Origin of the sequence: Limnospira sp. PMC 1279.21, from assembly GCF_032349615.1 — a bacterium.
In the GTDB taxonomy this organism is placed as follows: domain Bacteria; phylum Cyanobacteriota; class Cyanobacteriia; order Cyanobacteriales; family Microcoleaceae; genus Limnospira; species Limnospira fusiformis.
On record NZ_JARPLU010000139.1, the window covers coordinates 1 to 12,900 of the forward strand.

Here is a 12,900-nt window from a genome sequence, read left to right on the forward strand (position 1 = left end):
GTCATCTCGTCCTCTCCATTATACGTCCTAAGTGTTCTGTCTTGTGCTATATAATGAGAAAGGCTATTACAATAGGGTAAATTCTGTGGTTGTCTCAAACCATGAAGTTTCGATTAATTTGAGGGTTAATCCTAAGCTATGGCAGGATTTCCAGCAACGTTGTGCGACCTATCAAATGTCCCCTGAACAGGTGTTAGTTGGGTTAATCAAAATTTATCTGGCACCTCTGGATCATCAGGTAGCGATCGCCTTTTCCTCTGGTTCAGATGGGAGAATGGATCTCGATATCAAACAAATTATTGAAGATTATTTGCAACAAAATCTGGAACCCCAAATTCGGGACATATTGCCGAATTATATAGACTCAAAAGCGAGCGATCGCGCTTCTGCACCACCGCCGCCAGCATCCCCGGCTGGTAAGTTATCAAATAAGTTATCAAAACCCTCGCCACCATCATCACGCCAACCATCACCTAAAGAAGTTGATTCTCGCTTAAAAACCGGCAAAGAATTAGCGCAAATTTTGGGAGTTTCCGCCCCATATATTACCACTTTAAACCGCCTAGGAGAACTACATAAACGGGGATGGCAAGATTCTGGTCAAAGGCGAGGAAAAACCATCTTATATGAACCCATATCGCCGCCTTAATTTTTACCCATAAATGGATAGGATTGTAGTCCCCATAGTCGCCATTCACCCCCAGCCTAGTTGGGGCGCAAACTTGTCTGACTATCAAGAGGAGAAGTGTGGAAGAATGAAAAGACAGCAGCCAGAAACAGTCCCCAGACCGAAATCAAGCATCTTTATAGTATAATCCAAGTTACAGCCTGTTCAGAAATCATCTGATCACCTCTCAAAGTCCCTCTCCCTTTCTGGGATCCAGATTTAGGGTGAGGGCAATGTATTAAGCGACTGGTGAACAAGCTGTATAACTTAGACAGACACAGACCATATCAAAGAAAAATCCATAAGAATGCTGTCAGAAATTACCTTAGAAAACTTTTTTAGTTTCCGAAAACCCACAACCATCAAGCTGAATCCTGGTGTGAATATTCTCCTAGGTATTAATGGTAGTGGCAAATCCAACTTGTTAAAGGCGATCGCTTTACTGTATGAGATTATTGCCGGGAATGGATTGGAAAAGACTTTTTTAAAAAAGTGGAGTGGCTTTGATGCCGTGGCCAATTTTAATGAGGACACCAAAGACTATATAAAACTCGGCTTTGAATTTAGCAAAGATGCAATTCACCAAAATCACAATAGAAGAGGATTCCAATTTAAAACTAATCCCATTTACGAACTCACAATCTTTAAAGCGGGGTCAACTTCATATTACTTGAAAGAAAAGCTATATTGCCGAAGTGATGATCAAGATGATTTTATCTTCATGGACATGAATAATGCCCAGGGAGTTATTTCCACTCGGGAAGAAGGAAAAGTGGGTTTTCAGAGATATCCCCAAGAAAGTCAACAGGTCAATTTTAAATCCACAGAACCCGTTTTAAGTCAGATTTCAGACCCGGAGAGATTTTATCCTATTTTCACCTTAAAAAGAGCTTTAGAAGAGGTAGCTGTCTATTATTATTTTGATACCACCTTTGAAAGTGTCATCAGACAACCTTCCAGCTATGGTACTGAAAGAAAATTGTCCCATGATGGACAAAACCTGATGACGATTATTAACAACATCAGAAATAACAATTCTCTCTGGTATGCTGAAATCGAGCAAGCCATCAAGAAAATTAACCCACATTTTAAAGACATCAATTTTAATTTTTTGGGTTCTAAATTATACTTAGTCCTTCGTGAAGATTATCTGGCTAAGTCAGTTTCTATGGAACATATCTCAGATGGAACCCTCCGCTATCTTTTGCTATTATCCATATTATTTAACCCTGAACGAGGTAACTTAGTCTGTATTGATGAGCCGGAAACAAATCTTCATCCCGACATGATTAATACCATCACAGATGCACTCAAGCAAGCATCGAAAAATACGCAAATAATCGTAAAGACTCATTCACCATTGCTGCTAAATTCATTCGATATTGAGGATGTATTAATATTTAAAAAAAACCAGAAAAATGAGACAGAGGTAAATTTTAAGTCATCAGATGAGTTTGAGGACTGGCTTGATAATTTTCTGGTCGGTCAAGCATGGCTGCAAGGTCTTATAGGCGGTAAAAGATGGTAGATATTCCGTTGATATACATAAATTTGAATTACATAGAGTTAGCCAATCATAGCCATCCATTCATGTCTGTAATATACCCAAAATTCAGACAAATCATGAAATGAAGGCGGTGAGACATGATATATATTACGATTTATATAGAAGTAGTTAAAGCACAAAATAAGGCGATTTTAACTGTTCATAAGCTGTTGATGTTTATAAATTAATCGGATTACTAGACTTAAAAACTATCATGGAAGATTTCGATGAAGCTAAATGGTTGCTTGCTTATATCGATTCTCATCAGGATGAGTAACAGAATAGCCACTTTCCAAGTTATTGGGTAAGGTGATAGGTTTAGGGGGTCTGACACTGGAGCGATCGCCTATAGTAACTATGGGGTTGACCCTTTCCTGAACCATTGGGGTGGGTATGAATAATATAGTAGTGCGATCGCTATTTATGGGAAAATGTTAGGTAATCCATATAAAAATTAGACCATGAAAACTTTTGATTGGATTGTAGTTGGTGCGGGAATTGCTGGTGCTTCCCTCGGCTATGAATTAGCCAAAACCGGATTTTCCGTGATGTTAATAGATCAGTTTCCGACCCCAGAAAATGCTACGCGCTACAGTTATGGGGGACTAGCTTATTGGGGGGGTTATAATGATTTAACCTATGAATTGTGTCAACAGGGACGGAAACGCCATCAGGTTTTATCAGAGGAGTTAGAGGTTGATACACAGTTGCGGGAAGTCGATCTGGTGTTAACAGTCCCCATAGATACTCACCCGGAAGCTATAGCCGCTAATTATCCCCCCTTTGTGACTCCTCCTAGGTGGGTGGATACTCAAACCGCTTGCGAATTAGAACCCCTACTAAACCCGGAAGAAATAGCTGGTGCGTTTACGGTGCGCCATGGTCACATTTTACCAGAGGCTCTAAACCAGGGATATATACATGGTTTCCAACGGTTAGGGGGAACTGTCAAAATTGGCATAGTTTCTGATTTAATCAGAGTGGGAAATCGGATAACTGGTGTGATTGCAGATGGGGAAAATTTATCGGCTGCTAATGTGGTGGTTTGTGCGGGTGGTATGAGTAGGGAACTGTTAAAAGCAGCGGGAATTAAAGTAAAAATACACTTTACGCATACGGAGGTTTTAGAAACCGATAAATTGCCGCCAAAATTGAGAACTGTAGTGATGTCGGCGACTATGCCCAGATTTAGGCTGGAAGCGATCGCTACTCAGCCGGAACTAGAAGAGTTGTGGGATGACCCCTATCAGGAATTAGCACCATTTATTATAGACCCTAGTGCTGTACAATTGTTAGATGGTCGTTTGAGAATCGGGCAACCTTCGCGAACTTTGAGTAATCCCAACGCGGTGATTAATCAGGCGGAAAGTGAGGCAACTATCCGAGAGGCGATCGCCAAAATTTTACCGAGTTTAGCCGATTTGCCAGCCACTTGGCATCACTGTTTAGTCGCCTTTAGCGGGGATGGTTTACCCCTGATAGGTGCGGTGCCGAATTGGTCAGGAATCCATATATTTTCAGGCTTTAGTAATCCCTTGGTATTTGTGCCACCCTTAGCCCAGCGCTATGGGGAGTATCTAGCTGGAAAAGCCGATTCTATATTTGAGCAATTATCTCCCAGTAGATTATATGTTTAAATATCGTGATACTAATGGGGTTTAATGGCTGTCAACAAATGTAGCCGGGAGGATGCTTTGGTCTAGCCCAGAGGGAAACACATTAACGAACATTAACAAAAATTAAGTGTTCAGTGTCAAGATTTAACTAGCAAGGGTTCAGTTTTATGGCAGAATAAGTGTAGTCCCAATGGGTGAGCGTTGGATCATTTTTATGGCTAAGTTTGTTTTTATTACAGGTGGGGTCGTCTCCAGTATCGGTAAGGGAATTGTGGCCGCGAGTTTAGGGCGTTTGCTAAAATCCCGTAACTATTCGGTCTCCATCCTCAAGTTAGATCCCTATATTAACGTCGATCCGGGAACTATGAGTCCGTTTCAGCATGGGGAGGTGTTTGTTACCCAAGATGGGGCAGAAACTGATTTAGACTTGGGACATTATGAAAGATTTACTGACACTTCTATGTCCCGGCTCAATAGTGTGACAGCGGGGGCGATTTATCAAGCTGTAATCAATAAAGAGAGACGGGGAGACTATCAAGGGGGAACAGTCCAGGTGATCCCCCATATTACCAATGAGTGTAAGGAACGTATCCATAGGGTAGCCCAGAATACTCATTCAGATGTGGTAATTACAGAGGTGGGTGGAACCGTGGGGGATATCGAGTCTTTACCCTTTTTGGAGGCGATCCGACAATTTCGGAAAGATGTGGGCCGAAAAAATGTGGTCTATCTCCATGTTACCTTAATGCCTTTTATTAGTGCGGCGGGGGAGATGAAAACTAAGCCGACTCAACATTCGGTCAAGGAATTGCGATCAATTGGTATTCAACCAGATATTCTGGTTTGTAGATGCGATCGCCCTTTACCTATGGGGATAAAAGAGAAGATCTCCGAGTTTTGCGATGTAGAGGTAGAGAGTGTGATTACAGCCCAAGATGCTGATAGCATTTACGAAGTACCCCTAATTTTGGAAAAAGAAGGACTCGCCCAGCAAACCTTGGAACTTCTACAATTAGAACAGCGACAGCCAGATCTGAGTTCTTGGCAAACTCTTGTCGATCGCCTCTATCATACCCAAAGGGGTGGATTGGCGACTATGGAACCCACCCCCGTGGAAATTGCGATCGTCGGTAAATACATCCAGTTAAGCGATGCTTACCTATCCGTAGTAGAAGCCGTGCGCCATGCAGCAATTGATGTGGGAACCGAAGTCAATCTCAGATGGGTAAATTCAGAAGACCTACAAACTGATGATGTACAATCAGCCCTGAAAGAAGTTCACGGTATTATTGTACCGGGGGGATTTGGGGTCAGGGGAATTGATGGTAAAATTGCGGCGATTCGTTATGCCAGAGAACATCAAATCCCGTTTTTAGGTCTATGCTTAGGGATGCAATGTTCTATTATCGAATGGGCGCGTTATTGTGCGGGACTAGCAAACGCAGATAGTGCCGAATTTGATCCCAACACCCCTAACCCGGTAATTAACTTATTACCAGAACAGCAGGATGTTGTCGATCTTGGTGGAACTATGCGTTTAGGGTTATATCCTTGTAGGTTAAAGCCTGATACCCTCGCCTCCAAACTGTACGATCAGGAAGTGGTTTATGAACGCCACCGACATCGGTATGAGTTTAATAATGCCTATCGAAGTCTATTTTTGGAAACCGGTTATATGATCAGTGGTACATCTCCAGATGGTCGCTTGGTAGAAATTATTGAATTTCCCGAGCATCCATTTTTCATTGCTACCCAATTCCATCCTGAGTTTCAATCTCGACCTAATACTCCCCACCCCCTGTTCAAAGGGTTAATTCAAGCCGCTTGTCATTTATTAAAGAAAGACAAGACAACCACCTTGGGGTCAGAAAGTAAACCTCCGGCGGTAGTCAATAATTCCGCTGATAAGTCCTAGCAATTACCGCCCACCAATTGAATTTTATCAGTTGGTTGGGGCTGGATTTTGGTAATCTATAATGCTGCATTTTTCCTAAGACTAATTATGGCAAGAATCACAGATTTGAGGTAATCTTGTGGCGCACTGGATTAAATTGATATATGAAAGAGAAACCTATATTATCGATCTCCATAGCATCGGTGCATTTTGTTTTGGCTTAAATCATCGCCTAACCTTTTGGTTAAAAGACGGTAACTATCCTATTGTAATTAATCCAAAAACTCACCCAGAAACCTATCAAATTATTCTCGATTACATCAAAACACAAACAGCAGAAAGTCCAGAAACAGGGTTTTGGATTAAGTTTAATTATGACCGCAATGAATATATAATTGATTTGAGTCGTATCCAAGTATTTAGCTGTGATGGTACTCAGCGGATTGTATTTTGGTTGGCGAATACCCGTGAACAGGTAGTGATTAATCGCCACAGCAACCCGGGTACTTATCAAAGAATTCAAGATTATATTTATAAAACTACCGGCTATTCAATGCCATAAATCGCTAACTATAAAAAAAAGATTAAAACTTATCGGTTTTGGTGTATAGGTGTCCTACAGTGTAAAACGGCAATCGACTTTTCGGGGAAAGATTCCTGAAAAGAAATGATATCTTGAATAATTCCAAAATGCAGAAGTTAACTGATCAGGATTTATGGCGAAATTATGTTAATGGTCAACGAGATTTTGTAAAGATTGAAATAGTGAGAGCAAATTTATTTGAGGTAGATTTGCGAAATATTCAACTGCTAGCAAGTCGATTAATTAAAGTATATATGCCCTATGCTAATTTAAGTTATGCTAATTTGAGCAATACAGAGATTATTGAGAGTGAATTTGGGGATGTGAAGCTGAAGGAGGGTAATTTATCTGATGCTTGCCTATCCCATAGTAATTTTTATCGAGCTAATCTGCGCTATAGTAACTTACAGAGGGCTCAATTGTCTGATGTCAATTTACAAGCGGCGGACTTGTATAATGCGGATTTACAAGATGCTTATCTAGTCAATGTTGACCTACAGGGTGCTAACCTGGAAGGAGCCCAGATAGAAAAGGCTATATTTATTGGTTGTAACCTGTTTCGGGCTAAGGGAGTTAATCTATCTCCTGAACAATGCGATCGCACTATTGGTCCCAATGGGTTTATGTAAAGATAGTCAGATTTCATCTGACCAAGGCTCGGAATAATTTATAATCAAATGAGCGTCAAAATTCCGATCGCCATAGTATCCAGTGTCAGAGCCATTTAAAACTTACTTATCCTTTCCCCGGCTGTTAGAGGGAAATAGCCCAGACCTAGACTGGGAAGCCACTTTAGGGGATTTACCCACTTATCATTTTGGGCTCAAATCAGATAGCCTGGTGTCAGAAGTAGTCCGACAATTTCAGCGTCACGCTTTACTACCTGGGGTATTAATTTGGGAAGACATAGAATCGGAGGAACCCCAATTAGTGGGGCTACTTTCCCGACGACAATTATTAGAGTTTTTCATCCGACCTCAAGGGGGGGAAATGTTGTCAAGTCAACCCTTGGGAGTTTGTTATAGCTATGGGGGTTTCCCGATGCTGGTTTTACCGGAAACGATGACGATTTTAGAAGCGGCGCGCTATGCTAGAAGGCGATCGCCAGAACTAATTGCCGAACCAATTGTTGTAGCTCATCGAGGAAATCCAGCCATCCCCTATTCTATTTTAAATATTGACGATCTCAATATTGCCCATTGGCAAATTAGAGGTATTGAAACCCAAGTGCGTTATGAACGCACCCAGATCCAAATGATTCAGAGTGAAAAAATGAGTAACCTAGGGCGCTTGGTAGATGGTGTCGCCCACGAAATCTTAGATCCGGTGGGATTTATTTGGGGTAATCTTACCCATTTAAACGAATACGCCCAAGGGTTAATGGAGTTATTATCAGCTTATGAGAAGCATTTTCCCCAAGTGCCGCCAGAGATTGAAGCTAAACAGGAGGAGATAGACTTAGACTTTGTGCGATCGGATTTACCGCGAGTAGTTGCTAGTATTAGTGGAGGGGCCGATCGCCTAAATCGATTAGCCACCAGCTTACAGAACTTCTGCCATATTGATAATGTCCACCCCAAGCCAGCAGATTTGCAGGGGTCTTTGGATGGTATTGTCTTGTTAATCCAAAGCCAAATCAAAGGGGAAATCGAAATTATTAGGCACTACGGTCAAGTTCCGCCGATTTCCTGCTATATTGGACAGTTAAATCAGGTGTTTATGAATATTCTCACCAATGCGGTTAGCGCTCTGATTGATCGGGCGGTGAGACAGGACTGGGTAGAAGAGTTTGGGCCAGTGCATCGGGTTCAAAGAAGCGATCGCCCCCGAATTGAAATTACCATCAAGGTTAGTGCCATGACAGACGACCAAGGAGATACCCCCAGGGGGGAGTCAAATCAGGAGTCCTGGGTTTTAATTAAAATAAGTGATAATGGTCTGGGGATGTCATCGTCGCAGTTGAAAAAAATCCTGGAGTCATTCTCGGCTCATCGTCGCGCTGACAAAGAAACCAGTTTAGGGTTAAGCTATCAAATTGTCACCGCCAAACACGGAGGCAAGCTAAATCTGCGATCGCAACTGGGTGTAGGCACAGAATTTGAAATTTGGCTCCCCCTAACCTAAATCTAAATTAAACCCCCTTTGATCACCTGTAACCATCATGCTCTGGACATCAATTTTTAGCCATTTCACAAGTCGCCATTTCCGCCTAATGAGGCAATTAGGGGGGTTACTACTGACCCTCCCCCTGTGGTTAAGTCTGGCGGGTGTGCGCCAAGCAGCATTCGCCCAAGCCCTATTACCTTACACTCTGCAAGTAGACTCAGAACATTTACAACAAACCGGAGATGGTTTAATTGAAGAAGCCGCCCAACTCACGCGATTTCAGCAATACCAACTCGCCCTACCCAGGGCTGAATTAGCGACCCAATTAGCACCCAAAAACTATCAAACCTGGGCTTTATTAGGTAGCCTTTACGTCCAGGTTGATCGCATAGAAGCCGGAATCGAAGCCCTAAACAGAGCCCAAGCCTTAGCCCCTGACAACCCAGCAATTAGGTTTGTCTTAGGGGATGCTTACTTTCGCAAAGGAGAGTATCAGAGGTCTGTGGAGGAAATCGAACAGGGTTTAAGAATCAATCCTAACGTTCCCGGAGCCTTGTTTGATTTAGGTAATGCCTATTTTCAACTGGGAAAATTCGACGAAGCGATCGCCAAATACAAAGAAGCCTATAACCTGGAAAGACTCCTCTGGCCAGCAATTAATAATATTGGTTTAGTGGAATACGAACTCGGTAAAACCGATTCAGCAGTGCAGCGTTGGGAAGAGGCTTTTGCCATTGATGAAACCGCCGCCGAGCCATTGTTAGCCATTGCAGTAGCCCTTTATCGACAGGGCGACACAGAAAGGGCTTTAACCTTGGGAGAACAAGCCCTGCAACTAGATAGTCGTTATGCAGAGCTTGAATTTCTCCGAGAAAATCTCTGGGGCGATCGCCTCATGGAGGATGCTCGGACTTTTTTTTCCACACCTCGGATGCAGCAAACCATCAGCCGACTCTAAGGATAGCATAGCTAATCCTTGGGGAGTAGGGACTTAATTTTATTGACAAATTCTTGATGATCAATGACAGGTTTGGAAATATAGTCGTCAGCGCCACTTTCCGCCAAAAAATCTTCGCGATCGCCCGCCATAGCGTGGGCGGTCACTAGAATAATTGGTAACTTAGCTGTATCTGGATCAGCCTTGAGCAACTGGGTAATTTTAATCCCATCGACTGCTTTACCCAGATACACACTGCGAGCCAATGACACATCCATCAAAATCAGGTCAGCCTCTTTAGTGCGAGCTATCTGCATTACTTCGTCTACGTTTTCAGTGTGCTTAACCGCTAATCCCCCTCGTTTGCTCAAAATTTTGGCAAAAACGCGGGCATTAACCGGATCGTCTTCTACAATCAGAACGGTCTTCATCAGAGTCTCCGCTGGACATACTCTCCAGTTACGATGTGCAATCATAACACGAGGTTGATAGTATTGGGCGAACCCAAAAAATCCCCGTCTGATATCATTATGAGCACAAAACAGCAACTTGAACCTGATTCCATCGGCAATTGAATCTGAAAATTTTGGTCAAAACGGGGCAACATTGCAGTTAACCTAAAATAGTAGGCTCCGAAATCGTCCTTAACTCAGGTGTTGAAATCCCTAGAGTTTCTCAAATATTAAAATTGCTAAACCCTAAAATCGATCCAACTCATGGCTAAACAGTTAAATTTTCTTTGCGGGGAAGTGATACCCACATCATTAACCAATGAAATGCAGCAATCGTACCTCGAATACGCCATGAGTGTAATTGTGGGGCGAGCGCTACCAGATGTCCGAGACGGCTTAAAACCAGTACACCGTCGCATATTATATGCCATGCACGAACTAGGGCTAACACCCGATCGCCCTTATCGTAAGTGTGCGCGGGTAGTTGGGGACGTATTAGGAAAATACCACCCCCACGGCGACCAGTCGGTATATGATGCTCTAGTGCGGTTAGTGCAAGAGTTTTCTAGTCGTTATCCGTTATTGGCGGGTCACGGTAACTTTGGTTCGGTAGATAACGACCCTCCCGCCGCCATGAGGTATACAGAGACCCGGTTAGCTGCTATTGGTAATGAGGGACTGCTTACCCAGGTAGGAGAAGCGACGGTTGATTTTACGAGTAACTTTGACAATTCCCAACAAGAACCCACAGTTCTCCCGGCGCAACTACCGTTTTTAATCCTCAATGGTAGCTCTGGTATCGCAGTAGGTATGGCGACTAATATTCCTCCCCACAATTTAGGGGAGGTAGTCGATGGCTTAATCGCTTTGATTGATCATCCCGACCTTTCCGATCAGAAGTTAATGCAACTCATTCCGGGACCGGACTTTCCCACTGGGGGGGAAATTGTGGCTACAGCAGGGATTACAGAAGCCTACACATCAGGGCGAGGTAGTATTGTCATGCGGGGGGTCGCGAAAATTGAGCAGGTACCAACGGCGGGTCGTAAACGCACTAAAAATGCGATTGTGGTGACGGAATTACCTTTTCAGGTCAACAAAGCCGGATGGATTGAAAAGGTGGCGGTTTTGGTGAATGCGGGTAAATTGGAGGGGATTTCTGATATCCGAGACGAAAGCGATCGCGAAGGGATTAGAGTGGTAATCGAACTGAAACGGGAAGCCACCCCAGAAGTGGTGCTGCATAATCTCTATCAGCACACGGATTTGATGTCGAAATTTGGGGCGATTTTCCTGGCTTTGGTCAACAGTCAACCTCGACAACTGAGCCTTAAACAAATCCTCCAGGAATTTCTAGGGTTTCGTGAACAAACTCTCCTGCGTCGCTATAGATCCGAGTTACAGATAGCGGAACGTCGCGCTTTGATGGTGGGAGGCTTACTCAAGGCTTTAGCAGCTTTGGATGAGGTGATCGAGATTTTGCGAAATGCTCCCGATGGTACTTCGGCTAAAATATCCCTAGAAACTCGTTTAGATCTGACTGGCGAGCAAGCCGATACAATTCTAGCTATGCCCCTCAGACGATTGACGCAGTTGGAAGGGCAAAAGTTGCAGCAGGAAGCGGCGGAGTTGGCGGCGCAAATCGATCGCCTGCGCCTTTTATTATCAGAGCGCGCGGAGTTATTAAAATCCCTCAAAAAGGAATTGCGATCGCTCAAACGTCGATATTCAGACCCACGTCGCACTCGCATTGTTTCTTCAGAACCCCAGGAATCTCCCTCCGTGTCTGTCCCCTCCTCTCAGGAGGTGCATCCCCCCTCAAAACCTACGAAATCCAAGATTTTACGCCCCCAATTACCGGCTGTAGAAGAGACTTTGGTCGAAATGACCCTAAAAGGATATGTGCGACGAGTGACTCCCAGCGCCCTGTCTCGTCCCCAGTCCCGTGAGGATATTACGATTGAGGCGATCGATGATTTTCCCGTAGCTTCTTATCTAACTACCACAGCGGAAACCCTGGTGATTATTAACCGCATGGGTAAGGCTTACCCCTTGAGCGTGGCTGATATCCCCAGTGTGTCTCAGAAGTCCCGTGGTGTACCTTTAATCACCTTATTATCTCCCTCCGCCACCAAAGATGCCAGTAGTCGCCCTCAAGATTTGATTGTAGCTGCATTTGCGGGGGCGGGTTTACAAAGCTCTCCCCTAAGACGGACAACTGATGGCGGAACCTCCCCCAAGAGTGCTTTTTCCCCAGAGACTGATTTAATCATGCTATCAGCAGAGGGGAAGATTAAGCGCTTCTCCGGGACTGATTTCATGGATTTGAGTGCTAGGGGGATTACGGTAATGAAACTCAAAGATAATGATGAGTTGAGTTATGCTAATCTGGCTGCTACAGGCGATCAAGTGGTTTTAGCTACCTCTGGAGGGCGGCTGTTGCGTTTGGATATTAATTCTGAGCAGATCCCGGTCATGGGAAGAACCGCTCAGGGTTCTGTGGCTACCCGACTCCGAAAAAATGAACAGTTGGTGGGCTGTATTACGCTGTCATCAACGGGTGAGTTAAACAACCAGTTTATTCTGTTGGTGTCAGAACAAGGGTATTTTAAACGGATTTCTCTACAAAGTCTCCAACGTTCCCGTCGAGGGGGAATTGGTACTCAAATGTTACAGTTTCACACCCGTGATGATGCTTGTCGGGGGTTGGCGGCGATTAGTCCCGGTGAGGTTGTCTATTGTTTAACCAGTGAAAATCGTATGGTAACTTTAGTTCCTGATGTGGTTCCGGTTTGGGGTAAGGATGGTTATGGCGATCGCATGGTGGAATTGAATTCTGGGGAACGCATTTTGTCGGTGGTTAGCCCCATTTACCGTACAACAATGGAGGGTTAATCACTGAGAGCGATCGCTTTTTCTGTCATATCTCTCCCTGTTGGGTTTCACCCGAGCCACAAAGGGCGATCGCTTTTTCCGTCATATCTCTCCCTGTTGGGTTTCACCCAAGCCACAAAGAGCGATCGCTTTTTCCGTCATATCTCTCCTCTCCCTGTTGGGTTTCACCCGAGCCACAAAGGGCGATCGCTTTTTCCGTCATAA

11 protein-coding genes are annotated in these 12,900 nt (G+C 44.0%); 9 read left to right on the top strand and 2 right to left on the bottom strand.

Translation table 11 applies throughout. The features are described 5' to 3' along the window. The first annotated feature begins 85 nt into the window (after positions 1-85). Positions 86-649 (top strand): hypothetical protein, encoded by a 564-nt coding sequence (locus tag P5683_RS18215; protein WP_006624355.1) that lies wholly within the window; start codon positions 86-88, stop codon positions 647-649. Between the two features lie 325 nt (positions 650-974). After that, positions 975-2,195: an AAA family ATPase gene (locus P5683_RS18220; protein WP_315640853.1), complete on the top strand. Its 1,221-nt coding sequence runs from the start codon at positions 975-977 to the stop codon at positions 2,193-2,195. Between the two features lie 251 nt (positions 2,196-2,446). On the opposite strand, the gene P5683_RS18225 is transcribed toward P5683_RS18220, so the two are convergent. Further along, on the bottom strand, positions 2,447-2,596 hold the full coding sequence (locus P5683_RS18225) for a hypothetical protein (RefSeq protein ID WP_006624353.1): 150 nt from the start codon (positions 2,594-2,596) through the stop codon (positions 2,447-2,449). Positions 2,597-2,674: 78 nt separating this feature from the next. Here P5683_RS18225 and P5683_RS18230 point away from each other — a divergent pair, with 78 nt between their 5' ends. The 6 genes from P5683_RS18230 (at position 2,675) to P5683_RS18255 (ending at position 9,370) form a co-directional block, all read left to right on the top strand. After that, positions 2,675-3,850, top strand: a complete 1,176-nt coding sequence (locus P5683_RS18230) for an FAD-binding oxidoreductase (protein ID WP_315641952.1) — start codon at positions 2,675-2,677, stop codon at positions 3,848-3,850. Between the two features lie 193 nt (positions 3,851-4,043). Then, positions 4,044-5,744 (top strand): CTP synthase, encoded by a 1,701-nt coding sequence (locus P5683_RS18235; RefSeq protein ID WP_035760109.1) that lies wholly within the window; start codon positions 4,044-4,046, stop codon positions 5,742-5,744. Between the two features lie 118 nt (positions 5,745-5,862). Then, positions 5,863-6,285 carry a hypothetical protein gene (locus P5683_RS18240; RefSeq protein WP_006624350.1) on the top strand — a complete coding sequence of 141 codons (423 nt, stop codon included), beginning with the start codon at positions 5,863-5,865 and terminating at the stop codon, positions 6,283-6,285. A gap of 113 nt (positions 6,286-6,398) precedes the next feature. Further along, on the top strand, positions 6,399-6,935 hold the full coding sequence (locus P5683_RS18245) for a pentapeptide repeat-containing protein (RefSeq protein ID WP_233497605.1): 537 nt from the start codon (positions 6,399-6,401) through the stop codon (positions 6,933-6,935). 82 nt (positions 6,936-7,017) lie between these two features. Next, positions 7,018-8,430 carry a sensor histidine kinase gene (locus P5683_RS18250; RefSeq protein WP_006624348.1) on the top strand — a complete coding sequence of 471 codons (1,413 nt, stop codon included), beginning with the start codon at positions 7,018-7,020 and terminating at the stop codon, positions 8,428-8,430. Positions 8,431-8,467: 37 nt separating this feature from the next. After that, positions 8,468-9,370 carry a tetratricopeptide repeat protein gene (locus P5683_RS18255; RefSeq protein WP_006624347.1) on the top strand — a complete coding sequence of 301 codons (903 nt, stop codon included), beginning with the start codon at positions 8,468-8,470 and terminating at the stop codon, positions 9,368-9,370. Positions 9,371-9,381: 11 nt separating this feature from the next. On the opposite strand, the gene P5683_RS18260 is transcribed toward P5683_RS18255, so the two are convergent. Further along, complete coding sequence (locus P5683_RS18260; protein ID WP_006618172.1) at positions 9,382-9,780, bottom strand: response regulator; 399 nt, start codon at positions 9,778-9,780, stop codon at positions 9,382-9,384. Positions 9,781-10,065: 285 nt separating this feature from the next. Here P5683_RS18260 and P5683_RS18265 point away from each other — a divergent pair, with 285 nt between their 5' ends. Next, complete coding sequence (locus P5683_RS18265) at positions 10,066-12,696, top strand: DNA topoisomerase (ATP-hydrolyzing) subunit A (RefSeq protein WP_193520932.1); 2,631 nt, start codon at positions 10,066-10,068, stop codon at positions 12,694-12,696. Positions 12,697-12,900 lie beyond the last annotated feature (204 nt).

What these genes read in the sequence shown, in the direction of transcription:
- P5683_RS18225 (WP_006624353.1), bottom strand. Translation starts at nt 2,596, where the DNA reads ATGGTTCAGGAAAGGGTCAACCCCATAGTTACTATAGGCGATCGCTCC.
- P5683_RS18220 (WP_315640853.1), top strand. Translation starts at nt 975, where the DNA reads ATGCTGTCAGAAATTACCTTAGAAAACTTTTTTAGTTTCCGAAAACCC.
- P5683_RS18235 (WP_035760109.1), top strand. Translation starts at nt 4,044, where the DNA reads ATGGCTAAGTTTGTTTTTATTACAGGTGGGGTCGTCTCCAGTATCGGT.
- P5683_RS18255 (WP_006624347.1), top strand. Translation starts at nt 8,468, where the DNA reads ATGCTCTGGACATCAATTTTTAGCCATTTCACAAGTCGCCATTTCCGC.
- P5683_RS18260 (WP_006618172.1), bottom strand. Translation starts at nt 9,780, where the DNA reads ATGAAGACCGTTCTGATTGTAGAAGACGATCCGGTTAATGCCCGCGTT.
- P5683_RS18230 (WP_315641952.1), top strand. Translation starts at nt 2,675, where the DNA reads ATGAAAACTTTTGATTGGATTGTAGTTGGTGCGGGAATTGCTGGTGCT.
- P5683_RS18265 (WP_193520932.1), top strand. Translation starts at nt 10,066, where the DNA reads ATGGCTAAACAGTTAAATTTTCTTTGCGGGGAAGTGATACCCACATCA.